The sequence below is a fragment of the Paludibacillus litoralis genome (genome assembly GCF_037646705.1).
Lineage (GTDB): Bacteria > Pseudomonadota > Alphaproteobacteria > Rhodobacterales > Rhodobacteraceae > Pikeienuella > Pikeienuella litoralis.
Genome location: NZ_JBBHER010000004.1, coordinates 471,023 through 497,216, shown reverse-complemented (window position 1 = coordinate 497,216; position 26,194 = coordinate 471,023). Strand labels below are relative to the sequence as shown.

General features: G+C 66.9%; 38 protein-coding genes. 37 read left to right on the top strand and 1 reads right to left on the bottom strand.

The genetic code is table 11. From position 1 onward, the window contains the following. The 37 genes from WG921_RS09175 to WG921_RS08995 all read left to right on the top strand — a co-directional run. The coding region (locus WG921_RS09175; protein ID WP_340108917.1) for an EF-Tu C-terminal domain-related protein at positions 1–585 on the top strand (585 nt) is incomplete at its 5' end. Positions 586–646: 61 nt separating this feature from the next. Then, a complete protein-coding gene (gene rpsJ / locus WG921_RS09170; protein ID WP_340108916.1) occupies positions 647–955 on the top strand; it encodes a 30S ribosomal protein S10 in 309 nt (102 codons plus the stop codon). A 13-nt stretch (positions 956–968) separates the two neighbouring features. Continuing rightward, on the top strand, positions 969–1,841 hold the full coding sequence (rplC, locus tag WG921_RS09165; RefSeq protein ID WP_340108915.1) for a 50S ribosomal protein L3: 873 nt from the start codon (positions 969–971) through the stop codon (positions 1,839–1,841). Further along, positions 1,838–2,458 carry a 50S ribosomal protein L4 gene (rplD, locus tag WG921_RS09160; RefSeq protein WP_340108914.1) on the top strand — a complete coding sequence of 207 codons (621 nt, stop codon included), beginning with the start codon at positions 1,838–1,840 and terminating at the stop codon, positions 2,456–2,458. The genes rplC and rplD overlap by 4 nt, the downstream gene beginning before the upstream one ends. Next, positions 2,455–2,751: a 50S ribosomal protein L23 gene (locus tag WG921_RS09155; protein WP_340108913.1), complete on the top strand. Its 297-nt coding sequence runs from the start codon at positions 2,455–2,457 to the stop codon at positions 2,749–2,751. The genes rplD and WG921_RS09155 overlap by 4 nt, the downstream gene beginning before the upstream one ends. Before the next feature lie 25 nt (positions 2,752–2,776). Next, positions 2,777–3,616, top strand: a complete 840-nt coding sequence (rplB, locus tag WG921_RS09150) for a 50S ribosomal protein L2 (RefSeq protein WP_340108912.1) — start codon at positions 2,777–2,779, stop codon at positions 3,614–3,616. Between the two features lie 15 nt (positions 3,617–3,631). Next, on the top strand, positions 3,632–3,910 hold the full coding sequence (gene rpsS, locus WG921_RS09145) for a 30S ribosomal protein S19 (protein ID WP_340108911.1): 279 nt from the start codon (positions 3,632–3,634) through the stop codon (positions 3,908–3,910). A gap of 3 nt (positions 3,911–3,913) precedes the next feature. Next, positions 3,914–4,294, top strand: a complete 381-nt coding sequence (rplV, locus tag WG921_RS09140) for a 50S ribosomal protein L22 (protein WP_340108910.1) — start codon at positions 3,914–3,916, stop codon at positions 4,292–4,294. Then, positions 4,294–4,989, top strand: coding sequence for a 30S ribosomal protein S3 (gene rpsC / locus WG921_RS09135; protein WP_340108909.1), 696 nt, complete (start codon positions 4,294–4,296; stop codon positions 4,987–4,989). Before rplV ends, rpsC begins: the two co-directional genes overlap by 1 nt. Before the next feature lie 26 nt (positions 4,990–5,015). Continuing rightward, the gene (gene rplP / locus WG921_RS09130) at positions 5,016–5,429 is read left to right on the top strand and encodes a 50S ribosomal protein L16 (RefSeq protein ID WP_340108908.1); all 414 of its coding nucleotides are present in this window, start codon (positions 5,016–5,018) and stop codon (positions 5,427–5,429) included. A gap of 75 nt (positions 5,430–5,504) precedes the next feature. Then, positions 5,505–5,711: a 50S ribosomal protein L29 gene (gene rpmC, locus WG921_RS09125; RefSeq protein WP_340108907.1), complete on the top strand. Its 207-nt coding sequence runs from the start codon at positions 5,505–5,507 to the stop codon at positions 5,709–5,711. 3 nt (positions 5,712–5,714) lie between these two features. After that, positions 5,715–5,948: a 30S ribosomal protein S17 gene (gene rpsQ / locus WG921_RS09120; protein WP_340108906.1), complete on the top strand. Its 234-nt coding sequence runs from the start codon at positions 5,715–5,717 to the stop codon at positions 5,946–5,948. A gap of 75 nt (positions 5,949–6,023) precedes the next feature. Continuing rightward, a complete protein-coding gene (gene rplN / locus WG921_RS09115) occupies positions 6,024–6,392 on the top strand; it encodes a 50S ribosomal protein L14 (protein WP_340108905.1) in 369 nt (122 codons plus the stop codon). Further along, positions 6,392–6,706, top strand: coding sequence for a 50S ribosomal protein L24 (rplX, locus tag WG921_RS09110; protein ID WP_340108904.1), 315 nt, complete (start codon positions 6,392–6,394; stop codon positions 6,704–6,706). The genes rplN and rplX overlap by 1 nt, the downstream gene beginning before the upstream one ends. Further along, positions 6,699–7,259 (top strand): 50S ribosomal protein L5, encoded by a 561-nt coding sequence (gene rplE / locus WG921_RS09105; RefSeq protein ID WP_340108903.1) that lies wholly within the window; start codon positions 6,699–6,701, stop codon positions 7,257–7,259. The genes rplX and rplE overlap by 8 nt, the downstream gene beginning before the upstream one ends. A gap of 17 nt (positions 7,260–7,276) precedes the next feature. After that, complete coding sequence (gene rpsN, locus WG921_RS09100; protein ID WP_340108902.1) at positions 7,277–7,582, top strand: 30S ribosomal protein S14; 306 nt, start codon at positions 7,277–7,279, stop codon at positions 7,580–7,582. 13 nt (positions 7,583–7,595) lie between these two features. After that, on the top strand, positions 7,596–7,991 hold the full coding sequence (gene rpsH / locus WG921_RS09095; protein WP_340108901.1) for a 30S ribosomal protein S8: 396 nt from the start codon (positions 7,596–7,598) through the stop codon (positions 7,989–7,991). 10 nt (positions 7,992–8,001) lie between these two features. Then, entirely contained in the window at positions 8,002–8,535 is a 534-nt protein-coding gene (gene rplF / locus WG921_RS09090; protein ID WP_340108900.1) for a 50S ribosomal protein L6, read from the top strand. 11 nt (positions 8,536–8,546) lie between these two features. After that, positions 8,547–8,906 carry a 50S ribosomal protein L18 gene (gene rplR / locus WG921_RS09085; protein ID WP_340108899.1) on the top strand — a complete coding sequence of 120 codons (360 nt, stop codon included), beginning with the start codon at positions 8,547–8,549 and terminating at the stop codon, positions 8,904–8,906. A 10-nt stretch (positions 8,907–8,916) separates the two neighbouring features. Then, on the top strand, positions 8,917–9,498 hold the full coding sequence (rpsE, locus tag WG921_RS09080) for a 30S ribosomal protein S5 (RefSeq protein ID WP_340108898.1): 582 nt from the start codon (positions 8,917–8,919) through the stop codon (positions 9,496–9,498). A 12-nt stretch (positions 9,499–9,510) separates the two neighbouring features. Further along, on the top strand, positions 9,511–9,696 hold the full coding sequence (rpmD, locus tag WG921_RS09075) for a 50S ribosomal protein L30 (RefSeq protein WP_340108897.1): 186 nt from the start codon (positions 9,511–9,513) through the stop codon (positions 9,694–9,696). A gap of 87 nt (positions 9,697–9,783) precedes the next feature. After that, entirely contained in the window at positions 9,784–10,299 is a 516-nt protein-coding gene (gene rplO / locus WG921_RS09070; RefSeq protein WP_340108896.1) for a 50S ribosomal protein L15, read from the top strand. A 68-nt stretch (positions 10,300–10,367) separates the two neighbouring features. Continuing rightward, entirely contained in the window at positions 10,368–11,738 is a 1,371-nt protein-coding gene (gene secY / locus WG921_RS09065; RefSeq protein ID WP_340108895.1) for a preprotein translocase subunit SecY, read from the top strand. Further along, a complete protein-coding gene (locus WG921_RS09060) occupies positions 11,735–12,412 on the top strand; it encodes an adenylate kinase (protein ID WP_340108894.1) in 678 nt (225 codons plus the stop codon). The genes secY and WG921_RS09060 overlap by 4 nt, the downstream gene beginning before the upstream one ends. Before the next feature lie 173 nt (positions 12,413–12,585). Then, positions 12,586–12,954 carry a 30S ribosomal protein S13 gene (gene rpsM / locus WG921_RS09055; RefSeq protein WP_340108893.1) on the top strand — a complete coding sequence of 123 codons (369 nt, stop codon included), beginning with the start codon at positions 12,586–12,588 and terminating at the stop codon, positions 12,952–12,954. A 16-nt stretch (positions 12,955–12,970) separates the two neighbouring features. Then, positions 12,971–13,360, top strand: a complete 390-nt coding sequence (rpsK, locus tag WG921_RS09050) for a 30S ribosomal protein S11 (RefSeq protein ID WP_340108892.1) — start codon at positions 12,971–12,973, stop codon at positions 13,358–13,360. A gap of 120 nt (positions 13,361–13,480) precedes the next feature. Further along, a complete protein-coding gene (locus WG921_RS09045; protein WP_340108933.1) occupies positions 13,481–14,500 on the top strand; it encodes a DNA-directed RNA polymerase subunit alpha in 1,020 nt (339 codons plus the stop codon). Positions 14,501–14,702: 202 nt separating this feature from the next. Next, entirely contained in the window at positions 14,703–15,128 is a 426-nt protein-coding gene (gene rplQ, locus WG921_RS09040; protein ID WP_340108891.1) for a 50S ribosomal protein L17, read from the top strand. A 204-nt stretch (positions 15,129–15,332) separates the two neighbouring features. Then, complete coding sequence (locus tag WG921_RS09035) at positions 15,333–15,755, top strand: VOC family protein (RefSeq protein WP_340108890.1); 423 nt, start codon at positions 15,333–15,335, stop codon at positions 15,753–15,755. Between the two features lie 292 nt (positions 15,756–16,047). Beyond that, positions 16,048–17,313: an adenylate/guanylate cyclase domain-containing protein gene (locus tag WG921_RS09030; protein ID WP_340108889.1), complete on the top strand. Its 1,266-nt coding sequence runs from the start codon at positions 16,048–16,050 to the stop codon at positions 17,311–17,313. Beyond that, entirely contained in the window at positions 17,310–18,437 is a 1,128-nt protein-coding gene (locus tag WG921_RS09025; RefSeq protein ID WP_340108888.1) for a trypsin-like peptidase domain-containing protein, read from the top strand. The genes WG921_RS09030 and WG921_RS09025 overlap by 4 nt, the downstream gene beginning before the upstream one ends. Before the next feature lies 1 nt (position 18,438). Further along, positions 18,439–19,767 carry a replication-associated recombination protein A gene (locus WG921_RS09020; RefSeq protein WP_340108887.1) on the top strand — a complete coding sequence of 443 codons (1,329 nt, stop codon included), beginning with the start codon at positions 18,439–18,441 and terminating at the stop codon, positions 19,765–19,767. A 60-nt stretch (positions 19,768–19,827) separates the two neighbouring features. Next, entirely contained in the window at positions 19,828–20,202 is a 375-nt protein-coding gene (locus WG921_RS09015) for a fluoride efflux transporter FluC (protein WP_340108886.1), read from the top strand. Next, positions 20,199–21,245: an RluA family pseudouridine synthase gene (locus WG921_RS09010; RefSeq protein ID WP_340108885.1), complete on the top strand. Its 1,047-nt coding sequence runs from the start codon at positions 20,199–20,201 to the stop codon at positions 21,243–21,245. Before WG921_RS09015 ends, WG921_RS09010 begins: the two co-directional genes overlap by 4 nt. 85 nt (positions 21,246–21,330) lie before the next feature. Continuing rightward, positions 21,331–21,732 carry a (R)-mandelonitrile lyase gene (locus WG921_RS09005; protein ID WP_340108884.1) on the top strand — a complete coding sequence of 134 codons (402 nt, stop codon included), beginning with the start codon at positions 21,331–21,333 and terminating at the stop codon, positions 21,730–21,732. A 120-nt stretch (positions 21,733–21,852) separates the two neighbouring features. Then, positions 21,853–22,482, top strand: coding sequence for a VPLPA-CTERM sorting domain-containing protein (locus WG921_RS09000; RefSeq protein ID WP_340108883.1), 630 nt, complete (start codon positions 21,853–21,855; stop codon positions 22,480–22,482). Positions 22,483–22,685: 203 nt separating this feature from the next. Continuing rightward, positions 22,686–23,096 carry a GFA family protein gene (locus tag WG921_RS08995; protein WP_340108882.1) on the top strand — a complete coding sequence of 137 codons (411 nt, stop codon included), beginning with the start codon at positions 22,686–22,688 and terminating at the stop codon, positions 23,094–23,096. Between the two features lie 261 nt (positions 23,097–23,357). Here WG921_RS08995 and polA read toward each other — a convergent pair whose 3' ends face one another. Continuing rightward, positions 23,358–26,186 (bottom strand): DNA polymerase I, encoded by a 2,829-nt coding sequence (polA, locus tag WG921_RS08990; protein WP_340108881.1) that lies wholly within the window; start codon positions 26,184–26,186, stop codon positions 23,358–23,360. Between the last annotated feature and the right edge of the window lie 8 nt (positions 26,187–26,194).

Genomic DNA, 26,194 nt, shown 5'->3' with positions numbered 1-26,194 from the left:
CCGCAGCCCGAGCGTCCGATCGACCAGCCGTTCCTGATGCCGATCGAGGACGTGTTCTCGATTTCCGGCCGCGGCACGGTTGTGACGGGGCGCGTCGAGCGCGGCGTGATCAAGGTCGGTGAGGAGATCGAGATCGTCGGCATCCACCCGACGAAGAAGACGATCTGCACGGGCGTCGAGATGTTCCGCAAGCTCCTCGACCGGGGCGAGGCGGGCGACAACATCGGCGCGCTTCTTCGCGGCATCGACCGGGACGGGGTGGAGCGGGGCCAGGTTCTCTGCAAGCCGGGTTCGGTGACGCCGCACACGAAGTTCACGGCCGAGGCCTATATCCTGACGAAGGACGAGGGCGGGCGTCACACGCCGTTCTTCACCAACTACCGGCCGCAATTCTATTTCCGGACGACGGACGTGACCGGCACCTGCCAGTTGCCCGAGGGAACGGAAATGGTGATGCCGGGCGACAACGTGAAGATGGAGGTGACGCTGATCGCCCCGATCGCGATGGAGGAGCGCCTGCGTTTCGCCATCCGTGAAGGCGGCCGCACCGTCGGCGCGGGCGTCGTCGGATCCATCATCGAGTAACGGACGAGGCGGCGCGGCCTGGCTGCGCCGCCGACCCCCAATGGCCCCGGAAGGGCGAGACATGCAAAGTCAGAACATACGCATCCGGCTCAAGGCCTTCGATCACCGCGTGCTGGACAGCAGCACGCAGGAGATCGTGGACACGGCCAAACGCACGGGCGCAGAAGTGCGCGGCCCGATCCCGTTGCCGACGAAGATCGAGAAGTACACCGTGCTTCGTGGGCCGCACGTGGACAAGAAATCCCGCGAACAGTTCGAGATCCGCACGCACAAGCGGCTCCTGGACATCGTGGATCCGACGCCGCAGACGGTGGACGCGCTGATGAAGCTCGACCTCGCCGCCGGTGTCGATGTTGAGATCAAGCTCTGAGGAGACGCGGGCCATGCGCTCTGGAGTCATCGCAAAGAAGCTGGGCATGACCCGGCTGTTCACTGAAGACGGCCGGCAGGTTCCTGTCACCGTTCTGCAGATGGATAACGTTCAGGTCGTCGCGCAGCGCACGTCCGAGCGGGACGGCTACACCGCCGTTCAGCTTGGCGCCGGCGCGGCGAAGCCGAAGAATGTCACCAAGCCGATGCGCGGACATTTCGCCGTGGCGAATGTCGCGCCGAAGCGGAAGATCACCGAATTCCGCGTCGCGCCGGAAAACCTGATCGCGGTCGGCGAGGAGCTGACGGCGGATCACTATTTCGCCGGCCAGTTCGTCGACGTGTCCGGCGTCTCGATCGGCAAGGGGTTCGCCGGCGCGATGAAGCGGCATAATTTCGGCGGGTTGCGCGCCTCTCACGGCGTGTCGGTCAGCCACCGGTCGCACGGCTCCACCGGCCAATGCCAGGACCCCGGAAAGGTGTTCAAGGGCAAGAAGATGGCCGGGCACATGGGCGCCGCCCGGGTCACGACGCAGAATCTGCAGGTGGTCCGGACCGACAGCGAACGCGGCCTGATCATGGTCAAGGGCGCGGTTCCGGGCTCCAAGGGCGGCTGGGTCACGATCAAGGACGCGGTGAAGAAGCCGGTCCCCGACGGCGTGATCCTTCCGGCCGCGCTTCGCTCGGCCGCAGCCGCGGCGACCGCCGCCGCTGAAGCCGCGGCCGCTGAAGCCGCCGCCGCCGAGGCCGCGGCCGCGGAGGCCGCAGCCGCGGAAGCGGCCGCCGCCGAAGAGGCCGCGCTGTCGGCGGCTGAAGCCGAGATCAAGGCCGATGACGCGGCGCCCGGGGGCGACGCCCCCGCGCCCGAGAAAGGTGACGAGAAATGAAGGCCGATGTGACCACGCTCGACGCCGGCTCCGCCGGCTCGATCGACCTCGCGGACGAGGTGTTCGGTCTCGAACCGCGCACCGACATCCTGCAAAGGGTCGTCCGCTGGCAGCTGGCGCGTCGCCAGGCCGGCACGCACAAGACGCTCAGCCGGGGCGAGACCACCTATTCGACCCGGAAGATCGTCCGGCAGAAGGGCTCCGGCGGCGCGCGCCACGGCGACCGCGGCGTGAATATCTTCCGCGGCGGCGGCACCGCCAAGGGTCCGGTGGTCCGCTCGCACGCGCATAACCTTCAGAAGAAGGTGCGCGCGCTCGGGCTCAAGCACGCGCTTTCGGCCAAGATGAAGGCGGGCGAACTGATCGTGCTCGACTCGGCGAAACTGGAGAGCGGCAAGACCAAGGATCTGATGGCGGCGATGACGAAGCTCGGCCTCGGCAAGACGCTTCTGATCGACGGCTCCGTCGTCGACGCGGGTCTGGCCCGCGCGGCGCGAAACATTCAGGGCCTGGACGTGCTGCCCTGCCAGGGCGCGAACGTCTATGATATTCTGCGCCGCGATCGGCTGGTCCTGACGACCGCGGCGGTCACGGCTCTCGAGGAGCGTCTGAAATGAGCGCGAAAGCCGAACAATATGACGTGATCCGCCGTCCGGTGATCACCGAGAAGGCGACCATGGCCTCCGAGGCCAACGCGGTCGTCTTCGAGGTGGCGATGGCGGCGTCGAAGCCCGAGATCCGGGCGGCGGTCGAGGCCCTCTTCAATGTGAAGGTCAAGGCGGTCAACACCGCGATCACCAAGGGTAAAGTGAAACGGTTCAGGGGTCGTCCCGGTCGTCGGAACGATGTCAAGAAAGCCTACGTGACGCTCGAGGACGGCAACGCCATCGACGTGACGACGGGTCTCTGAGACAACAGCAGCGGAAGACAGAAAGATGGCGTTAAAATCGTACAAGCCGACGACGCCGGGCCAGCGCGGGCTGGTTCTGATCGACCGTTCGGAGCTGTGGAAAGGCCGTCCCGTCAAGACCCTCACCGAGGGCTTGACGAAAAAGGGCGGGCGCAACAACACCGGACGGATCACGGCGCGACGGATCGGCGGCGGGGCCAAGCGGCTCTATCGCATCATCGACTTCAAGCGGCGCAGGTTCGACGCGCCGGCGATCGTCGAGCGGATCGAATACGATCCGAACCGGACGGCGTTCATCGCCCTGATCCGGTATGACGACGACGAGCGGGCGTATATCATCGCGCCGCAGCGCCTCGGGATCGGCGATATCGTCGTCTCCGGCGAAAAAGTGGACGTGAAGCCGGGCAACGCGATGCCGTTCTCCGGCATGCCGGTCGGCACCATCGTCCACAATATCGAGATGAAGCCGGGCAAGGGCGGGCAGATCGCGCGCGCGGCCGGGACCTACGCCCAGTTCGTCGGGCGGGGCGGCGGCTACGCGCAGATCCGGCTTTCCTCCGGCGAGCTGCGCGCGGTGCGCCAGGAATGCATGGCGACGATCGGCGCGGTCTCCAACCACGACAATTCGAACCAGGACCTCGGCAAGGCTGGCCGCGTCCGGCACATGGGCAAGCGCCCGGCGGTTCGCGGCGTCGCGATGAACCCGATCGACCACCCGCACGGCGGCGGCGAGGGGCGCACTTCGGGCGGCCGGCATCCGGTCACGCCTTGGGGCAAGCCCACCAAGGGCCACCGCACCCGCCAGAACAAGGCGACAGATCAGTACATTCTGCGGAGCCGCCACGCCCGCAAGAACAAACGATAAGAGAGGACGGTCAACATGCCACGTTCCGTCTGGAAGGGCCCGTTCGTCGACGCCCATGTCTTGAAGAAGGCCGAGAAGGCGCAGGGGTCCGGCAAGAACCAGGTCATCAGGATCTGGTCGCGCCGCTCGACCATTCTGCCGCAATTCGTCGGGCTGACCTTCGGCGTCTATAACGGCAAGAAACACATTCCGGTCAATGTCAGCGAAGACATGATCGGGCACAAGTTCGGCGAATTCTCGCCGACCCGCACCTATCACGGCCATACCGCCGACAAGCGAGCGAAACGGAGATAATCGATGGGACAATCGAGCAAGCCCCGTCGCGCCGCGGAGAACGAGGCGCTGGCGATCAGCAAGAAACTGAAGATCAGTCCGCAGAAGCTGAATCTGGTGGCGGGAATGATCCGCCGCAAGCCGGTCGCGAAAGCGCTGGCCGAGCTCAGCTTCTCGAAGAAGCGGATCGCGATCGACGTGAAGAAGACGCTGCAGAGCGCCATCGCCAACGCCGAGAACAATCACGGTCTCGATGTTGACGATCTGGTGGTCGCGGAGGCCTATGTCGGCAAGAACCTGACGCTGAAGCGGGGCCGTCCGCGGGCGCGCGGGCGCTACGGCAAGATTCTGAAGCCGTTCGCGCAGATCACCATCAAGGTGCGGCAGCTCGAGGAGCAGGCCTAATGGGCAATAAAGTCAACCCGATCGGGCTCCGGTTGCAGATCAACCGCACCTGGGACAGCCGCTGGTTCGCGAACACGCGCGATTATGGCGGGCTTCTGCATGAAGACCTGAAGATCCGGGATTTCATCAAGAAGAAATGCGCCGTCGCGGGGGTCTCGCGCGTCGTGATCGAACGGCCGCACCGGAAGTGCAGGGTGACGATCCACACCGCGCGTCCGGGCGTGATCATCGGCAAGAAGGGCGCGGATATCGACGGGCTCCGCAAGGAGGTCTCGAAGCTGACGGATTCCGAGCTGCATCTCAACATCGTCGAGATCCGCAAGCCCGAGATCGACGCGCAGCTTCTGGCCGAGAACGTCGCGCAGCAGCTGGAGCGCCGCGTGGCGTTCCGGCGGGCGATGAAGCGCGCGGTGCAGAACGCGATGCGGATGGGCGCGCAGGGCATCCGGATGAATCTCGCCGGCCGCCTCGGCGGCGCCGAGATCGCCCGGACCGAATGGTATCGCGAGGGGCGGGTGCCGCTTCACACGCTGCGCGCGGATATCGATTACGCTCAGGCTGAAGCCCGCACCGCCTATGGAATTTGCGGGGTCAAGGTCTGGATCTTCAGGGGCGAAGTCCTTGAGCACGATCCGCAGGCCCATGAGCGCCGTCAGGCTGAAAGCCAGGAGGGCGGCTCGCGCCCTTCGCGCTGAGCCGGACCCGGTGAGAGGATAGAACGATGCTGTCTCCGAAACGGACGAAATTCCGCAAACAGCACAAGGGCCGGATTCATGGCGAGGCCAAGGGCGGCTTTGACATCACCTTCGGCCACTACGCGCTGAAGGCGGTCGAGCCAGAGCGGATCACCGCCCGGCAGATCGAAGCCGCGCGCCGCGCGCTGACCCGGCACATGAAGCGCCAGGGCCGCGTGTGGATCCGGATCTTCCCGGATGTGCCGGTCTCGAAGAAGCCGACCGAAGTCCGGATGGGCAAGGGCAAGGGCTCCGTCGAATATTGGGCCGCCAAGGTGAAGCCGGGCCGCGTGATGTTTGAGATTGACGGGGTCAGCGAGCCTGTGGCAAAGGAGGCGCTCCGATTGGCGGCGATGAAGCTGCCGATCAAGTGCCGATTCGTCACGCGTGAGGACTGGTGATCCCTGCCGCAAGGCAAGGACGCCGTATTTGTTTTGGAATAGCCCCACAGGGCTGGAAATAGAGGAGCGGCCGCGATGAACGCCGCAGATTTGCGCGACAAGACGCCGGATCAGCTTCGCGAGGAGTTGGCGAACCTGAAGAAGCAGAGCTTCAATCTCCGCTTTCAGCAGGCGACCGGCCAGCTCGAGAACACCGCGGCCTTTCGCAAGGCCCGCCGCGACGCCGCGCGCGTCAAGACCGTGTTGAACCAGAAGGCCGCCGCCGCGGCCGCCGGAGAATAGCCCATGCCCAAACGCATCCTTCAGGGCGCGGTGGTGAGCGACGCCAACGACAAGACCGTCACGGTCCTGGTCGAGCGGCGCATCACGCACCCGGTGCTCAAGAAGATCATCCGGCGCTCGAAGAAGTACCGGGCGCATGATCAGGAGAATCGATTCAAGGTCGGGGACTCCGTTCGCATCCGCGAATGCGCTCCGATGTCGAAAAGCAAACGCTGGGAGGTTGTGATCGACGCCTGAGGGCGGTTTTCACATCCCCCGGTTTAATCGAAACCGCAGGGCGATCTTCGTCTCTGCAGGTCGGGAGTAACCAGCATGATCCAGATGCAGACCAATCTGGCGGTCGCCGACAATTCGGGCGCGCGCCGGGTGCAATGCATCAAGGTGCTCGGCGGCTCGAAGCGGAAATACGCTTCGGTCGGCGATGTCATCGTGGTTTCCGTGAAGGAGGCCATCCCCCGCGGGCGTGTGAAGAAGGGCGAGGTTCGCAAGGCCGTCGTCGTTCGCACCGCCAAGGAGGTTCGGCGTGAGGACGGAACCGCGATCCGGTTCGACGGCAACGCCGCCGTCCTGCTCAACAACAACATGGAGCCGATCGGCACCCGTATCTTCGGGCCGGTTGTGCGTGAGCTGCGGTCCAAGAACTTCATGAAAATCATCAGCCTTGCGCCGGAGGTGCTCTGATGGCCGCGAAACTGAAAAAGGGCGACAAGGTCATCGTTCTCGCCGGCCGTGACAAGGGCAAGGAAGGCGAGATCGAAAAGGTGCTCCCGAAGCTCGGGCGCGCGGTCGTCTCCGGCGTGAACGTCGCGATCCGCCACACCAAGCCGAGCCAGGGCGAGCAGGGCGGCCGGGTGCCGAAATCCGCGCCGATCGACCTCAGCAATCTCGCGCTCGTCGATCCGAAGGATGGCGGCGCGACCCGCGTGGGCTTCAAGATCGTCGACGGCCGCAAGGTCCGTTTCGCGAAGAAATCCGGGGAGGTCATCGATGCTTGACGCCGCCGCATACACGCCGCGCCTGAAGACGCTCTACCTGGATACGATCCGGGGCGCGCTCCGCGAGGAGTTCGGCTACAAGAACGCCATGATGATCCCGCGGCTCGAGAAGATCGTGCTGAACATGGGCGTCGGCGCCGCCGTCGCCGACTCGAAGAAGATCAGGTCGGCTCATGACGATCTGATGCAGATCGCCGGTCAGAAGCCGGTCATCACCAAGGCGAAGAACTCGATCGCGGGCTTCAAGGTGCGCGAGGGCATGCCGCTCGGCGTCAAGGTGACGCTCCGGGGCGCCCGGATGTACGATTTTCTCGATCGGCTGATCAACGTCGCCATGCCGCGGATCCGGGACTTTCGCGGCCTGAAGGGGACCGCCTTCGACGGTCGCGGCAATTTCGCCATGGGCATTCGCGAGCACATCATTTTCCCCGAGATCGAATACGACAAGGTCGATCAGGTCTGGGGGATGGACATCGTCATCGGCACGAACGCCAAGACGGATGATGAAGCGCGGGCGCTGTTGAAGCATTTCAACATGCCGTTCACGAGCTGAGCGCGGGAGAGAAAGAAATGGCCAAGAAAAGCATGATCGCCCGCGAAGTCAAACGCCAGGCTCTGGTGGATAAGTACGCGGAGAAGCGCGCGAGCCTGAAAGCGGCCGCGCGGGACGAGAACCTGCCGATGGAGGAGCGGTTCAAGGCGCGGCTGAAGCTCGCCGAGCTGCCGAGGAACTCCTCCGCCACGCGGCTGCACAATCGCTGCAAGGTGACGGGCCGGCCGAAGGCCTATTACCGGAAGCTTCAGATGTCGCGGATCGCGCTTCGGGAGCTGGCCTCGATGGGTCAGATTCCGGGCATGGTCAAGTCGAGCTGGTGAGGGAGAGCGAGCAATGGTGAATGATCCTCTCGGCGACATGCTGACCCGCATCCGCAACGCGCTGATGCGCGGCAAGTCGACCGTCCGCACTCCCGCCTCCAAGCTGCGCGGCTGGGTTCTCGATGTTCTGGTCGCGGAAGGCTATATCCGCTCCTATGAGCGCATCGAGCCCAATCCCGGCAAGTTCGAATTCGAGATCAGCCTGAAATATTTCGAGGGCGCGCCCGCGATCCGCGAGCTGAAGCGCATCTCGAAGCCGGGCCGGCGCATCTATTCCGGCGTGTCGGAGATTCCGGAGGTCCGTCAGGGCCTCGGCGTCCTGATCGTCTCGACGCCGCACGGCGTCATGTCCGACGCGCAGGCGCGCGCCGCCCGGGTCGGCGGCGAAGTGCTCTGCACAGTATTCTGAGGAGAGGGCGATGTCACGAATTGGCAAGAAACCCGTCGAGATGCCCGGCGGCGTCTCGGCGTCCCTGTCCGGCCAGACGATCGAGGTGAAGGGGCCGAAAGGCGTCCGGAGCTTCACCGCGACGGACGATGTCGACATCAATGTGGACGGCGCCATCGTCACGGTGACGCCGCGCGGCAAGTCGAAGCGGGCGCGCCAGCAGTGGGGCATGACCCGCACGCAGGTGCAGAATCTCGTCACCGGCGTCACCGACGGCTTTCGCAAGGATCTGGAGATCCAGGGCGTCGGCTACCGGGCGCAGGCGCAGGGCAAGCTTCTGAAGCTCGCGCTCGGCTACAGCCACGATGTGGACTTCACGGTCCCCGACGGGGTCGAGGTGAAGACGCCGAAGCCGACCGAGGTCGAGATCACCGGGATCGACCAGCAGCTGGTCGGCGAGGTCGCGTCGAAGATCCGCGCCTGGCGCAAGCCCGAGCCCTACAAGGGCAAGGGAATTCGCTACAAGGGTGAATTTATCTTCCGCAAGGAAGGCAAGAAGAAGTAAGGACCGGCAAGATGGCGAACAGCAAGCGAGACTTGTTTCAGCGGCGCCGGATGCGCGTCCGCTCGAAACTGAGAAAAATGGGGAACGGCAAGCCGCGTCTGAGCGTGCACCGTTCATCGAAGAATATTTCCGCGCAGGTCATCGACGACGCGCGCGGCGTGACCGTCGCGGCGGCGTCGAGCCTCGAATCCGCGCTCGGCGTGATCGGCCGCAACAATCTCGAAGCGGCGGCGAAAGTCGGCGCGGCCCTCGCCGAACGGGCGAAGGCGGCGGGCGTCGAGAGCGTCGTGTTCGATCGTGGCGGCTACCTCTTTCACGGGAAGGTCAAGTCGCTCGCCGACGCCGCCCGTGAAGGCGGCCTGAAGTTCTGAGGAGGCGATAATGGCCAGAGAAGCTAATCGGGGCGGCGGCCGCGGCCGCGGTCGGGGCCGCGAAGAGGATCCGGAATTTCAGGACCGTCTGGTCGCGATCAACCGCGTCTCCAAGACGGTGAAGGGCGGCAAGCGCTTCGGCTTCGCGGCGCTCGTCGTCGTCGGCGACCAGAAGGGCCGCGTCGGGTTCGGATCGGGCAAGGCCCGGGAGGTTCCCGAAGCGATCCGCAAGGCGACCGAGGACGCCAAGCGCACGATGATCCGGGTGCCGCTCCGCGAGGGGCGCACGCTCCATCATGACATGAACGGCCGCCACGGCGCCGGGAAAGTCGTGATGCGGACCGCGCCCGCCGGCACCGGCGTGATCGCCGGCGGCCCGATGCGCGCGATTTTCGAGATGCTGGGCGTCGAGGATGTGGTGGCGAAATCCACCGGCAGCCAGAACCCCTACAACATGATCCGGGCGACCTTCGACGGGCTCCTCAAGGAGAACTCGCCGCGTATGGTCGCCGCCCGCCGGGGCAAGAAGGTCGCTGAAATCGCCCGTCGCGGCGACGAAGCGCCCGTCGACGCCGAGCCGGCCGAAGCGTAAGGAGCGGGTGAAATGGCGACCATCGTCGTAAAGCAGATCGGCAGCCCGATCCGCAGGCCGGCCAAGCAGCGCGCGACGCTGATTGGCCTCGGCCTCAACAAGATGCACAAGACGCGGGAGCTGGAGGACACGCCCTCCGTCCGGGGCATGGTCGCCTCGATCCCGCATCTGGTGACGATCATCGAGGAGCGCGCCTGAGCTTCAGGCTCGCGCTTCAGGTTCAATCCCGTGGCCGGGGGGTCCAGGCGCCTCCGCCTCCCGCGTCCGGTCTAAGGAGTCAGCGTCATGAAACTGCACGAACTCAGCGATAATCCGGGCGCGACCAAGGCGCGCAAGCGCGTCGGCCGCGGCCCCGGTTCCGGCACCGGCAAGACCGCCGGGCGCGGCGTCAAGGGGCAGAAATCCCGCTCGGGCGTCGCGATCAAGGGCTTCGAGGGCGGCCAGATGCCGATCACCCGGCGCCTGCCGAAGCGCGGCTTCAACAACATCAACAGCAAGAACTTCGCGATCGTGAACCTGAAGACGCTTCAGGACGCGCTCGATCGCGGCGCGATCCAGGCCGGCGCCACGCTGGACGAGAACGCGCTGGTCGCCGCCGGCGTGATCCGCCGCCGGCTCGACGGCGTTCGGCTGCTGGGGAAGGGCGAACTCAACGTCGCGCTGACGCTGGTCGTCGCAGGTGCGTCGAAAGGCGCCGTCGCGGCGGTTGAAAAGGCCGGCGGAAAGGTGGACATCGTGGATGTGGTCGCCCTCCGGCGGACCGCCGTCAGCGAAGCGAAGGCCGCCGCCAAAGCGGAATGATCCGGCGGCGCTCCGGCTGAGGCCGGGGCGCGCCGCGGGATCGGTCCCAGATCAGACAGGGGTTCAGCATGGCGTCCGCCGCCGAACAACTCGCCGCGAACTTGAGCTGGAGCGCCTTCGGGCGCGCCAAGGAGCTGCGTCAGCGTATGCTCTTCGCGCTTGCGCTTCTCGTCATCTACCGGGTCGGGACCTATATCCCGATGCCGGGGATCGACCCGGTTCAGCTCCAGAGATTCATCGAGCAGACCCAGTCCGGCATTCTCGGCGTGTTCAACATGTTCTCGGGCGGCGCGGTCAGCCGCATGGCGATCTTCTCGCTCGGGATCATGCCGTATATCTCCGCGGCGATCATCATGCAGCTGATGACCTCCATGGTGCCCTCGCTCGAGGCGCTGAAGAAGGAGGGCGAATCCGGCCAGAAGAAGATCAACCAGTACACGCGCTACGGCACGGTCCTGCTCTCCACGGTGCAGGCATACGGCGTCGCGGTCGGGCTTTCCGGGCAGGGGCTGGCGCTCAATCCCGGCGCGTTCTTCATCGCGTCCTCGGTGATCACGCTGGTCGGCGGGTCGATGTTCCTGATGTGGCTCGGCGAGCAGATCACGGCGCGCGGCGTCGGCAACGGCATTTCGCTGATCATCTATGTCGGCATCATCGCCGAGTTGCCGCGGGCGCTGGCGCAGTTTTTCGAGCTTGGCCGCTCCGGTCAGATCGCCGCATGGCTGGTGATGGCGATCCTTGTCGGCGCGGTCGCCGTCATCGCCTTCGTCGTGTTCCTCGAGCAGGCGCAGCGCCGGGTTCTGGTGCAATATCCGAAACGCCAGGTCGGCGCGAAGATGTATGGCGGAGACAGCTCGCATCTGCCGCTGAAGGTGAACACCTCCGGCGTGATCCCGCCGATCTTCGCCTCGTCGCTGCTGCTGATGCCGGCGACCATCGCCGGGTTCTCGGGCGGCGGCGGCTCGGAATGGCTCCAGACCATCACCGCGCTCCTCGGGCGGGGGCAGCCGCTCTTCCTCGGCATCTATGTCGCGCTCGTCGTGTTCTTCTGCTTCTTCTACACCGCCGTCGTCTTCAATCCGGAGGATGTGGCGGACAATCTGAAGAAGCAGGGCGGGTTCGTGCCGGGGATCCGGCCCGGCAAGCGGACCGCGGAATATCTCGACTATGTGCTGACGCGCATCACGACGGTCGGCGCGATCTACCTGGCGGCGGTCTGCGTGTTGCCGGAGATCCTGATTTCGCGGTTCGGCGTGCCGTTCTACTTCGGCGGAACCTCGCTCCTGATCGTGGTGTCGGTGACGATGGACACCATCAGCCAGATCCAGAGCCATCTTCTGGCGCACCAATATGAAGGCCTGATCGAGAAATCCCGGCTCGGGGGAAAAAATCGGGCCAAGGCCCGGGCGGGCAGGAAACCGGAAAGGCGCCGCAGATGAACCTGATTTTTCTCGGCCCGCCGGGCGCGGGCAAGGGCACGCAGGCGCGCCGTCTGGCCGAGAGCCGCGGCATGGTGCAGCTCTCGACCGGGGACATGCTGCGCGCGGCCGTCGCGGCCGGCAGCGCCGTCGGCCGCGCGGCGGATGCGGTGATGAAGGCGGGGGGGCTCGTCTCCGACGACATCGTGATCGACGTCGTGGATGAGCGGCTCAGCGCCCCCGACGTGGCGGCCGGCGTGATTTTCGACGGGTTTCCGCGCACCTCCGCCCAGGCGGAGGCGCTTGACGGGTTGCTGAAGGCGAAGGGGATGACGCTGGACGTCGTCATCAATCTCGCGGTGGACGACGAGGCGATGATCGACCGGATCTCGGGCCGCTACACCTGCGCCGGATGCGGCGAGGGCTATCACGACACCGACAAGCCGCCGGCGGCGCAGGGCGTCTGCGACAAATGCGGCGGCACGACGTTCACGCGCCGCAAGGACGACAACGCGGAGACGGTGCGCGCGCGGCTGGTCGAGTATCACGCCGCGACGGCGCCGCTGATCGCCTATTACAAGGCGGCCGGGAAGCTCAGGAGCGTCGACGGCATGGCGCCGATCGACTCCGTGGCCGCCGCGGTCGAGAAGGTGGTGGCGGAGGCCGGGGCGATGACGGAGAACGTGACGGAGTAGACCCCGCGGGGTTGACCGGGGGGCGCGCGGCCATATAATCCGCGCTTCCTTCGGCAAATTTGACTTGCGAGTCAGTAAAGCCTTGCAAGGCAAGCGAATTCTGGGGCAAACCGCGAATCGCGCGGCGCGCCTGCGAGGAAATAGCCCGAAGGGCGGAAAGACGGAGCTGGATCGTGGCGCGTATTGCAGGCGTAAACATTCCGACCAACAAGAGAGTGCATGTCGCGCTCACCTATATTCATGGCATCGGCGAGGCGAGCGCGCGGTCGATCTGCGAGGCGACCGGGGTGGATATGACCCGGCGCGTCAATGAGCTGAGCGACGCCGAGGTTCTGTCGATCCGCGAGCATATCGACGCGAATCTGGCGGTCGAAGGCGATCTTCGCCGCGAGAACGCGATGAACATCAAGCGGCTCATGGATCTCGGCTGCTATCGGGGCCTGCGTCATCGGCGCGGTCTTCCGGTTCGCGGTCAGCGCACACATACGAACGCCCGCACCCGAAAGGGCCCGGCGAGAGCGATCGCCGGCAAGAAGAAATAAGAGGCATAGATAGATAATGGCGCGCGAGAAAGTCCGCACGAAACGCAAGGAACGGAAGAACATCTCCACGGGCGTCGCCCATGTGAATTCTTCGTTCAACAACACGATGATCACCATTTCCGACGCCCAGGGGAACGTGATCTCCTGGTCCTCGGCCGGCACGATGGGGTTCAAGGGATCCCGGAAGTCGACGCCTTACGCGGCGCAGGTCGCCGCGGAGGACGCCGGCAAGAAGGCTCAGGACCACGGCATGCGGACCCTTGAGGTCGAAGTGCAGGGGCCGGGCTCGGGCCGCGAGAGCGCGCTCCGCGCGTTGCAGACGCAGGGGCTCATCGTCACCTCGATCCGCGACGTGACGCCGATCGCTCATAACGGCTGCCGGCCACCCAAGCGCCGACGCGTCTGACCGCGATTCGACTGCGAAACCGACCCGCCTTTCCGAGGTGGGTCTTTCGGTTTCATGGATGACTTTTCCTCGGGCGCGTTCCGGCGCCGGATCCGACGGAACGCAGGAATGGAGGACCATATGACGATCCACAAGAACTGGCAGGATCTGATCCAGCCAACGGGCCTCGTGATCACGCCGGGCGCCGACCCGGCGCGTTTCGCCGTTGCGACTGTCGAGCCGCTGGAGCGGGGCTTCGGGCTCACGCTCGGCAATGCGCTGCGGCGGGTTCTGATGTCTTCGCTCCAGGGCGCTGCGATCACCTCCCTGCAGATCGACGGCGTTCTCCACGAGTTTTCCTCGATCCCCGGCGTGCGCGAGGATGTGACCGATATCGTCCTCAACATGAAGGGCGTCGCGATCCGCATGGAGGTCGAGGGGCCGAAGCGGCTCAGCCTGCACGGCAAGGGCCCGGGCGCGCTGACCGCCGGCGACATTCAGGAGATCGCGGGCGTCGAGATCCTGAACAAGGACCACCTGATCTGCCAGCTCGACGAAGGCGCGGATTTCCATATCGAGCTGACGGTGATGGGCGGGAAGGGGTTTGTCTCCGCCGACAAGAACCGGCCCGAGGACGCGCCGATCGGGCTGATCCCGATCGATGCGCTCTACAGCCCGGTCCGGAAGGTCTCCTACAAGGTCGAGCCGACCCGCGAGGGGCAGGTGCTCGACTACGACAAGCTGACGCTGAACGTCGAGACCGACGGCTCGCTGACGCCGGAGGACGCGATCGCCTATGCGGCGCGGATCCTTCAGGACCAGCTCCGGACCTTCATCAACTTCGACGAACCGAAGGACGATGTCGCCGCGGACGAGCCGGACGATCTGGAGTTCAACCCGCTTCTGCTGAAGAAGGTGGACGAACTGGAGCTCTCGGTGCGCTCGGCCAACTGCCTGAAGAACGACAACATCGTCTATATCGGCGACCTGATCCAGAAGACGGAGGCGGAGATGCTCCGCACGCCGAACTTCGGGCGGAAATCGCTGAACGAGATCAAGGAGGTGCTGTCCGGAATGGCGCTCCATCTCGGCATGGACATCGTCGACTGGCCGCCCGACAACATCGAGGAGCTGGCGAAGAAATACGAGGATCAGTTCTGATCGCGTTGGCGATCGGGACGGGCGCGCGGCCGGACGACATGGCCCGCGCATGAGAGCCGGGGCCCCGCTCAAGGCGCGGGGCCGCGGAGACGAAGACCACCCGGGCATGTCGCCCCAAGGAGGCGGTTCCCACGCAGGACCGTCAGACAAAGTATAAACCGGAAGGACCCCGCTGACGCGGGGCGCCCACAGGAGATGAGAGATGCGTCACGGACACGGATACCGGAAGCTCAACCGGACCCACGAGCACAGGAAAGCGATGTTCGCCAACATGGCGGCGTCCCTGATCGAGCATGAACAGATCAAGACGACCCTGCCGAAGGCGAAGGAGCTGAAGCGGGTCATGGACAAGCTGATCACGCTCGGCAAGCGGGGGGATCTTCACGCGCGCCGCCAGGCGCTGGCCTCGATCAAGCAGGAAGAGGCGGTGAAGAAGCTCTTCGGCACGCTCGGCGAGCGGTACAAGACCCGTTCCGGCGGCTATAGCCGGGTGCTGCGGGCCGGCTTCCGGTATGGCGATATGGCGCCGATGGCGATCATCGAGCTTGTCGACCGCGATACGGCGGCCAAGGGCGCAGGCGACAAGGCGCGCGTCGCGGCCTACGAGGCCGAAGACCACGACGACTGAGCGCCCCCGGCGCTGCGGTTTCGGGACCGTCCCCCTGGGGGCGGTCCTTTTGTTTTGCGCGGCCCCGAGAGCCTGGCCAGCCCGGCCTTGTCCGGGTCGGGCGGAGCGTTCAGAGTGAAACGCCGCCCTGGGGCGATGGCGCCGCGCATGGGCGCGGGGCGTCTGGTCGGCCCGGCCCGCGCCCCGGAGCCGGGAGTGTGAGCCATGCGACAACAGATTTCCGTCATCACGCTCGGCGTCGAGGATCTGGCCCGCGCGCGCAGATTCTATGAGGCGGGCTTCGGCTGGACGCCCGTTTTCGAGAGCGATGAGATCATCTTCTTTCAGATGAACGGCTTCGTGCTGGCTCTCTGGATGCGGGCCTCGCTGGCCGCGGATTCCGCGAGAGAGACGGCCGCCGGCGGCGGCGCATGCGCGCTCGCCCACAACGTCGCTGAAAGGGATGAGGTTCAGGCGGCGATGGATCGGCTGGCGCGGGCCGGCGGGCGCGTCACGCGGGAGGCGGACGCGCCGCCGCATGGCGGGCTCCGGGGCTACGTCTCCGATCCGGACGGCCATTCCTGGGAGATCGCCTGGAACCCGGCCTGGCCGATCGACGCGGACGGGCGCGTCACATTCAAGCTCTAGCCCGCCCGGAGCGCGCCGCGAAGCGCCGGGCCGGATCCCCGCCGGAGCTTGGGGCGCGCGCGCGGGGCGGCCGGCGTCGGCGGCGCCGATCACAATCTCCGGCGCGCCGCGCGGCGCCGTATTGACCGGGGCCGGAACTTCGGGCGCCCTGGCCCCGGAGCGGCCCCCATCCGGAGCGGCGGACCTGGCGGCGCGCCCCGGGGCGGGCTGCGGACGCTGCTTTAGTTTTTGAGCGCATGACTCTATTTTGAAAGCCGGATCGCGCCTTGGGCGCCCAGGGAGTGAGACCGTGATGAAGAGAAGAGCACCCGCCGCCGCGGCCAGCATCATCGAGTGGCTGGTGGCCGACGCGCTGGAGTCGACCCCGCTGGAGAAGACCTTCGACCGGCTGATCCGGACGCTGCGCGACGAGGGGCTCGATATCGAACGCGCCTATCTGGCGCACCCGACGCTGCATCCGCTTTATCGGGGCTCCGCGGTGCTCTGGACGCTGGAGGGCGGGCTGTCGCTGGAGACGCTTTCCGACAATGAGGAGGACGCGCCGGAGATCTGGGGCCAGAGCCCGATCCGCCACGCCGCGACGCATGACGTCACCCGGCTCCGCCGCCGGCTTCAGGGGCCGGGCGCCATGCTGGATTTTCCGATTCTCGAGAAGCTGGCCGCCGAGGGCATGACGGATTATCTCCTGATCGGGGCGCGGTTCGACGGATTCAGATCGCACGGGTTGCTCGACAGGAAACTGGAGGGGAGGGCGCGCTCCGGCATGGTCTGCACGTTCGTCACGCGCCGGCCGGGCGGGTTTTCCGACGAGGAGATCCAGACGCTGGACTGGCTCCGGCGCCCGCTGGCGGTCATCGTCAAGGTCGCGGATCAACGCCAGGTCGCGCGGGCCCTGGCCGAATGTTATATCGGCAAGGAGGCGGGGCCGCGGGTTCTGCATGGCGCGATCCGGCGCGGGGATTTCGATTCCACCGAGGCGGTGGTCTGGCTCTCGGATCTGCGCGCTTCGACCGAGATGTCGATGACGATGAGCCGGGCCGAGTTCTTCGGCGCGATCAACGCGTTCTTCGACTGCACCGCCGGCGCGGTGGAGGCGGAGGGGGGCGAGCCGATGAACTTCATCGGCGACAGCGCGCTGGCGATCTTTTCGGTGGACCGGATGGGCGCGGACGGCGCGCGCCGGGCCGCGCTGCGGGCGGCGGACCGGGCGCAGGCCGCGCTCGACGCCCTGAACGCGGAGCGCCGGGCCGAAGGGCGCCGCCCGCTCGCCTGGGGTCTGGCGCTGCACGCCGGAACGCTGGACTATGGCAATATCGGCTCGCCGACGCGGCATCTCTGGTCGGTCATCGGATCCGTGGTGAACGAGACGGCGCGGCTCGAAGGGGTGACCAAGCTGGTGGGGGAGCCGGTCGTGGCCAGCCGGGCGTTCGTCTCCGGGCTGAAGGAGGGCGGGGCGGAGTGGCGGTCGATGGGCGCGTTCCCGCTCGCCGGGGTGCCGGGGGAATTCGATGTGTTCGCGCCGCCGCTGGAGGCGGAGAAGAAGGAGGACGCCGCATGAGACGACGCTGGACCTGGGCCGCGATGACGCTGGCCGCATCCATGGCTCTGACGGCGCCGGCGATGACGGGGCCGGCCGCCGCCCAGCAGGTTCCGCGGACGCAGGAGGAGATCACGCTCTCTTTCGCTCCGGTGGTGAAACGGGCGGCGCCGGCGGTGGTGAACGTCTATTCCCGCAAGGTCACCCAGCGGCGCAACCCGTTCGCCGGAGATCCGTTCTTCGAGCGGTTCTTCCGCGAATTCGGCGGCCCCGGCTCGGGCCGGCGGATACAGAATTCGCTCGGCTCCGGGGTGATCCTGCGGCAGGACGGCTATGTCGTCACCAATTTCCACGTCGTCGGCGGCGCCGACGAGGTTCGGGTCGTGCTCTCCGACAAGCGGGAGTTCGACGCCGATATCGTCTTCGCGGACGAGCAGTCCGACATCGCGATCCTGAAGCTGAGAGACGTGGATGGCCTTCCGGTGCTGAAGTTCCGCGACAGCGACAGCCTCGAGGTCGGCGATCTCGTGCTGGCGATCGGCAATCCGTTCGGCGTCGGTCAGACGGTGACCTCCGGCATCATCTCGGCGCTGGCGCGCTCGAGCGGCGCGCCCCGCGCCGGCCGGATCGGCGGCTATTTCATCCAGACCGACGCGGCGGTGAACCCGGGGAACTCCGGCGGCGCGCTGGTCGACATGGCCGGGCGGCTGGTCGGCGTCAATTCCGCGATCCTGACCCGCTCGGGCGGCTCCAACGGCATCGGCTTCGCGATCCCGGCCAATCTGGTGCATCAGGCGCTGGAGAGCGCGCTGGCCGGCGAGACGACGCTGAGGCGCCCCTGGGCGGGCATCGTCGGCCAGAGCGTGACCGCGGATCTCGCCGGCGCGCTCGGGCTCAAGACGCCGGGCGGCGTCGTGATCGCCGACATGCATCCTCAAAGCCCGCTGAAGGCGGCGGGGCTGGAGGTCGGCGACGTCATCGTCGCCTTCCACGGGCAGCCGATCGGTTCGATCGAGGAGCTGTCGTTCCGGATGGCGGCGGTCGGCGTCGGCGGGGTGGCGGAGGTGACCTACATGCGCCGCGGCAAGCGGCGGACGGCGCGGATGCCGCTGATCGAGGCGCCGGCCTCGCTTCGCCGGAACTGACATGGCGGATCTTTTCGACCGCGCCGGGCCTGACAAGGCGGGCGGGCCTGACAAGACGGGCGGGTCCGCCGCGCCGCGGCCGCTGGCGGACCGGCTCCGGCCGGAAAAGCTCGGCGATGTGGTCGGGCAGGATCATCTGCTTGGCGAAGACGGCCCGCTCGGCGCGATGATCGGCGCGGGCGCGCTCTCCTCTCTGGTGTTCTGGGGGCCGCCGGGGGTGGGCAAGACCACCATCGCGCGGCTGCTGGCGGAGGAGACGGACCTCGCCTTCGCGCAGATCAGCGCGATCTTCTCGGGCGTCGCGGATCTGCGCAAGGTGTTCGAGGCGGCGGCGCTCCGCCGGCGGAACGGGCGCGGGACGCTGCTGTTCGTCGACGAGATCCATCGCTTCAACAAGGCCCAGCAGGACGGGTTCCTGCCGCATATGGAATCCGGGGCGGTGACGCTGGTCGGGGCGACGACGGAGAACCCCTCCTTCGAGCTGAACGCCGCGCTTTTGAGCCGGGCGCAGGTGATGACGCTGCGCCCGCTCGACGCGGCGGCGATGGCGGAGCTTCTGGCCCGCGCCGAGGCGCTGGAGGGGCGGGCGCTGCCGCTGACCGCCGCGGCGCGCGCGGCGCTGGCGGAGATGGCGGAGGGCGACGGGCGCGCGCTCCTGAACATGGCGGAGCAGCTCTTCCGGATCGAGGGCGGGCCGCTCGCGCCGGAGGAGATGGCGGCGCGGATCTCCCGCCGCGCGCCGGTCTACGACAAGTCGGGAGACGGCCATTTCAACCTGATCTCGGCGCTGCACAAATCGGTCCGGGGCTCCGACCCCGACGCCGCGCTCTACTGGCTGGCGCGGATGCTGACGGCGGGCGAGGATCCGCGCTATCTCGCGCGGCGGATCGTGCGGATGGCGGTGGAGGATATCGGGCTGGCCGACCCCGAAGCGGTGAAACAGGCGCTGGCGGCGCGCGACGTCTATGAGCAGCTCGGCTCCCCCGAGGGGGAGCTGGCGATCGCGCAGGCGGTGGTCTATCTCGCGCTGGCGCCGAAATCCAACGCGCTTTATACGGCCTACAAGCAGGCGATGCAGGCGGCGAAGGCCACCGGATCGGCGTCCCCGCCCAAGCATATCCTGAACGCGCCGACCCGCCTGATGAAAGAGGAAGGCTACGGCGCCGGCTATCAGTACGACCATGACGCCGAAGACGGATTCTCAGGCCAGAATTATTTTCCCGACGGCATGAAACGCGGCGTCTACTACTTGCCGAAGGACCGCGGATTCGAGCGCGAGCTGGTGAAGCGGCTCGACTGGTTCGCGAAGAAGAGGGCGGCGAAACCCTGAGCGCGGCTTGACAGCGCCGCGCCGGGCGCGTTGAAGCGGCGTTTGAACAGGAGCGCGGGCATGAATCTCGTCATCATCGGCCTTGGCGGCGCGCTTGGCGCGGTCTTGCGGTATCTGAGCTATGCGGGCGCGGCGCGGATGATGGGCGCCAGCTTCCTCTGGGGGACGGCGTTCGTCAACATCGCGGGCTCGCTCGCGATGGGCGCGGCGGCGGCCCTGATCCTGGAGCGCGGCGGCGCGTCGCCTCTTTTCGCCGGGTTTCTGATGACCGGCGTCTTCGGCGGCTTCACCACATTCTCCGCCTTCTCGCTGGAGACCGCGCAGCTGATCGAGACCGGCCGGCTCGGCGTCGCCGGGGCCTATGTCGCCGGCTCGATCGTCCTCTCGGTCGCGGGGCTGTTCCTCGGGCTGATGATCGGCAGGGCGCTCTCATGAGCGTCGGGGTGCGCCATCTGACCGTGAGCCCGGACGAGGGCGAGCAGCGCCTGGACCGGTTTCTCCGCCGGCATTTCCCGCATCTGCGGCAGGGCCGGATCGAGAAGCTGTGCCGCAAGGGCGAGCTTCGCGTCGATGGCGGGCGGGTGAAGCCCGCGACCCGCGTCGGGCCGGGGCAGATCGTGCGCGTGCCGCCGCTGCCGGAGGAGGCGCCCGAACTGGCGGCGCCCGCGGCGCGCCGGATCACGGACGATCAGGCGGCGATGATCCGGGCCGCGGTGATCTACAAGGACGCGCATGTCATCGCGCTGAACAAGCCGCCCGGCCTCGCGGCGCAGGGCGGCACGGGGCAGGCGGTTCATCTGGCGATGCTGGCGGAGGCGCTCTGCTTCGAGCGCGAGGACGCGCCGCGCCTCGTGCATCGGCTGGACCGGGACACGTCCGGCGTCATCCTGCTGGGGCGGACCGGGCGGGCCGCCGCCGCGCTGGCGAAGGCGTTCCAGGGCCGCGAGACGGAAAAGACCTATTGGGCCGCCGTCGCCGGCGCGCCGCGCCCGCGCCGCGCCACGATCCGCTACGGGCTGGTGAAGGCCGGGGGCGCCGGGGCCGAGAAGATGCGCTGCATCCATCCCGACGAGGTGAACGCGACCGAGGGCGCGAAGCGCGCGGTCACCGATTACGCGGTGATCGAGACCATGGCGCAGCGCGCGGCCTGGGTCGCGCTCCGGCCGGTGACGGGGCGCACGCACCAGCTGCGCGCGCATATGGCCGAGATCGGCCACCCGGTGGTGGGAGACGGCAAATACGCCGGCAACAGCCTCGTGAACGACGGCGACGGCTGGGGCGCGCAGCTCGGCGGCGGCGTGAGCCGGAAGCTGCATCTTCATGCGCGGCGGATCGCGCTGCCGCATCCGGTGGAGAAGGGCGCGCGGCTGGTGCTGACCGCGCCGCTCCCGGAGCATATGGCGCGGACCTGGGAGATGTTCGGCTGGCGGCCGGCCGACGCGCCGGACGACCCGTTCGACCCGGACGCCGAGTTCTGAGCGCGGCCTTCGCGCGCCGGTTTCAACGCCCCGGCGCCCATGCGCGGCGCCGGGGCGCCGCAGTCGCTGAAAAGGAGCGCTGAAGATGAAGATCATTCCCGCTGGCGCGCGCCCGTCCAGAGAGGCGCCCGCCACATGGTTCACCGGATCCGTCTGGATGGATCCGGTGATCGAGGCGCCGGCGCGCGTCGTGGCGATCCGGGTCTCGTTCGCGCCGGGCGCGCGCACCGCGTGGCACACGCATCCGCTGGGGCAGACGCTCCTTGTCCTCTCGGGCGTCGGGCGCGTGGCGCTCCGGGGCGCGCCGCCCCGCGAGATTCGCCCCGGAGACACCGTCTGGATTCCGGCGGGGGCGGAGCATTGGCACGGCGCCGCGCCGGAGACCGGCATGGTTCATCTGGCGATGCAGGAGGCGCTGGACGAGGTGAGCGTGGAATGGCGGGAGCATGTCTCCGACGCGGATTACCTGCGGGACCCGGCGGGGTAGGCGGCGGCGCGAATACGAAGATCAACCTCCAGTTGTAAATAACTAACGTGACAATTTACACTGGATTTTATGAAAAGACGCCTGTAGACAGCCGCATGTTGTTTGTTTGTGGGGTCTGTCATGAAAATCAAGATGCTTGCGATCGCTGCGGCGGGCGCGCTCTCCATCGCCTCCTCCGTCGCCGCGGCGACGACCGGATTCACCGTCGGCGTCACTGAAGGCTCGCGCGCCATCGTCGACGGCACGACGAAGATCGGCGACGCGCCGCAGGGCAACGGCTCCTATGACCTCGGCGCGATCGGCGCGGGCGACACGCTCGGTCTCTACGGCCGGATCGTCAGCAAGGTCGACCAGTACAAGTTCCAGTTTTCGGCGGCGTCGGGCTTCGAGGTCAATTTCGACTTTGACGGCTATGAGGTCGGCGGCGTTCATGTCGCCGAATCCGGTCTCGTCAACGAAAGCGGCTCGAAGAAAAAGGGCGTCGCGTTCTCGCTGGAGGACGCGAACGGCGTTCAGGTGGCGTCGACCGGACTTCTGCTGACCAACATCACCACCGGAAATCCGCTGCTCTTCGGCGCCTCGGCCGGCAGTTATTTCCTCGTCGTCGACGGCTCGCAGGGGCCGTTCAAGGGCAACGCGGCGCTCTATGACCTGACGATTTCGGCGGTTCCGCTGCCGGCGGCGCTGCCGCTTCTGCTGGCCGGCCTCGCCGGGCTCGCCTTCATCTCGCGCCGGCGCCGGTCCGTCTGACCGCAGACGCCGGGCTTTGACCTGAAAGGCCGCTCCGGGTTCGTCAGCCCTTTGCGCTTCGTGGTGCAGGTGAATGATACCAGGGCTCGGAGCGCATTGTCCGCTTTGAGCCCTTTTGACCTTGATCCAACACACGAATACGAGGGATCAATATAGTTGCGTTCGACTGGCGGCAGGGGGCTTGCCTGTCGAGAGGAGTGGGAATGGACAACAATCCAGCCACCGGACAATGCGTATGTGGCGCTGTGAATTTCCGCATTTCGGGAGAGTTCGAGAGCTTTTTCCTGTGCCACTGCGCCCGCTGCCGCAAGGACAGCGGTTCGGCCCATTCGGCAAACCTGTTCTCATCCACTGCCAAAATCACCTGGGTGTCAGGCGAGGAAAACATCAAGACGTTCCGGCTCTCCGGGTCAAACCACGTGAAGAGCTTTTGCTCCGACTGCGGGTCCGCGCTGCCAGTTTCCCAGCCGGAGGTCGGTTTGCTTGTGGTGCCGGCAGGGTCGCTTGACAGCCGAATTGACATGCGACCCAACGCGCATATCTGCTGTTCCAGTCGCGCAAATTGGGACAACGACCTGGCCTCCATCGAAAGGATCGAAGGACTTCCCGGCTGAGCGGTCGAGCCGATGATACATCTCGGACAACAGCCAGACGACAAGGACGCGACCGTCGGCTTCGTCCCGCTGAGCGGACATCAAGCATGGGGGATCCCGAAAATTTCTTCGGGAGCTTTGCTCGATATGCCTTCGCAATCAGAAGCGGTTTCGGCGAAGACTGCGCCACGAAGTGCAAAAGGCCGCTCCGGGTTCGGGGCGGCCTTTTTCACGCCCGGCGGCGGCGCGCCGTCTTCTTTCGCGCCGTCTTCCGGGCCGTCCTCAGTGCGCGGCGGCCCAGTTCGGGCCCTGTCCCGCGTCGACGATCAGCGGCGTCGACAGCTGGACCGCGGGGAAATTGGCGCCTTCCATCACTTTCTTCACGGCGGCGATGGTCTTCTCCGCCTCGGCCTCCGGCGCTTCGAAGATCAGCTCGTCATGCACCTGAAGCAGCATCCGCGCGCTGAGCTTCGCCGCCGAGAGCGCGGCGGGGATGCGGATCATCGCGCGGCGGATCACATCGGCCGCGGAGCCCTGGATCGGCGCGTTGATCGCGGCGCGCCGCTGAAAGCCGCCCATCGGCCCCTTGGCGTTGATCTCGGGCGTGTGGATCCGCCGGCCGAACACGGTCTCGACATAGCCCTGCCTTTTCGCGGTCTCGACGGTCGCGTCCATATAGGCGCGGATGCCGGGGAATTTCTCGAAATAGGCGTCGATGAAGCGCTTGGCGTCCTCACGCGGGATGCGGAGATTGTTGGCGAGGCCGAAGGGCGAAATGCCGTAGATGACGCCGAAATTGATCGCCTTCGCCTGCCGGCGGATCATCGGATCCATCCCCTCGATCGGGACGCCGAAGATCTCGGAGGCGGTGGCGGCGTGGATGTCCTGCCCCTCCGCGAACGCCTGGCGGAGCGCGTCGATCCCGGCGATATGCGCGAGAAGGCGCAGCTCGATCTGGCTATAGTCGAGCGAGATGAGGATGTTTCCCGGCGCCGCGATGAACGCCTCGCGGATGCGCCGGCCCTCTTCGGTGCGGACCGGAATGTTCTGAAGGTTCGGGTCGGTCGAGGCGAGCCGGCCGGTCGAGGCGCCGGCGATGGAGTAGGAGGTGTGGACGCGCCCGGTCTCGGGGTTGATGTGGGTTTGCAGCGCGTCGGTGTAAGTGCCTTTCAGTTTTGACAATTGGCGCCAGTCAAGCACGCGCGCCGGCAGGTCGTGCCCTTCGGCGGCCAGCGTCTCCAGCACGTCGGCGCCGGTGGCGTAGGCGCCGGTCTTTCCCTTTTTGCCGCCGTCCAGCCCCATCCGCTCGAAGAGGATCTCTCCCAGCTGTTTCGGCGAGCCGACATTGAACGTCTCGCCGGCGAGTTCATGGATCTCGGCTTCGAGCGCGGCCATTTTCTGCGCGAAGGTGTTCGAGAGCCGCGAGAGCGCGTCGCGGTCCACCAGCACGCCGGCGCGCTCCATATCGGCCAGAACCGGGACCAGCGGCCGCTCCATCGTCTCGTAGACGCGGGTGACGCGGTGGCGGACCAGCCCCGGCTTCAGCACCCGCCAGAGCCGGAAGGTGACGTCGGCGTCCTCCGCCGCGTAGGGCGCGGCCTTGTCGATCTCGACCCGGTCGAAGGTGATCCGGCTCTTGCCGCCGCCGATCAGCGTCTTGATCGGGATCGTCTCGTGGCCGAGATGCCGGGCCGCGAGCGCGTCCATCCCGTGGCCGCCGATCCCGGCCTCCTGCGCGTAGGAGAGCAGCATGGTGTCGTCGAACGGCGCGACCTTGACCCCGTAGCGGGCCAGAACCTTCATGTCGTATTTCATGTTCTGCGCGATCTTGAGGATCGAGGAATCCTCCAGCATCGGCTTCAGGATCGCCAGCGCCTCGTCCAGCGGCGCCTGGCCCTCGGCGAGCTTGGCCGCGCCGAGCAGGTCGCCGTTCCCGGTGCTGTGGCCGAGCGGGATGTAGCAGGCCCGCCCCGGCGCCGTGGCGAGCGAGACGCCGACAAGCTCCGCCTGCATTTCGTCGAGCGAGGTGGTCTCGGTGTCGACCGCGACGACGCCGCGCTCATAGACCGAGGCGACCCATGCGCGGAGCGTGTCGAGGTCGCGGACGATCTCGTAGGCGGAGCGGTCGATCGGGCTCGCCGCGGCGCCCGGCGCCTCCGCCGGCCCGCCTTCGGGCGCGGCCGCCGCGGCCGCCGCGACCGGGGCGGGCAGGTTCATGGCCGCCGCGATCCGCCGGGTCAGGGTGGTGAACTCCATTTCGTTCAGGAAGGCCAGAAGCGGCTCCGCCTCGGGCTGCTTCCGGGCGAGTTCGTCGAAATCGGGAAGGTTCCCGACCTTGTCGTCGAGCGTGACGAGCCGTTTCGAGATGCGGATCAGCTCCGCGTTCTCGATCAGGCTGGCGCGGCGCTTCGGCTGCTTGATCTCCTCGGCCCGCGCCAGCAGCGTTTCGAGATCGCCGTATTCGTTGATCAGCAGCGCGGCGGTCTTCACGCCGATGCCGGGCGCGCCCGGGACATTGTCGACGCTGTCTCCCGCGAGCGCCTGCACGTCGATCACCCGGTCGGGGCCGACGCCGAATTTCTCGTGGACCTGCGCGACGCCGATGACCTTGTTCTTCATCAGATCGACCATGCCGATATAGCCTCCGCCGGGCTGATCGCCCACGAGCTGCATCAGGTCCTTGTCGGATGAGACGATGGTGACCTCGGCCCCCGCCTTCGCGGCCTCGCGCGCATAGGTGGCGATCACGTCGTCGGCCTCGAAGCCCTCGATCTCGATGCAGGGCAGGTTGAAGGCGCGCGTGGCGCGGCGGATCAGCGGGAATTGCGGGCGGAGATCCTCCGGCGCGTCGGGGCGATGGCCCTTGTAATCGGGGTAGAATTCGTTCCGGAACGAGGTGCGGGAGGCGTCGAAGATCACCGCGACATGGCTCGGCTCGTCGTCGCCTTTCAGATCCTGCAGCATCTTGTGGATCATGTTGCAGAACCCGGCGACCGCGCCGACCGGCAGCCCGTCCGACTTCCGCGTCAGCGCCGGCAGCGCGTGATAGGCCCGGAAGATGAAGCCGGAGCCGTCGACGAGATAGAGATGGTCTTCCGGCTTGGCGGGCATGGTTCGTT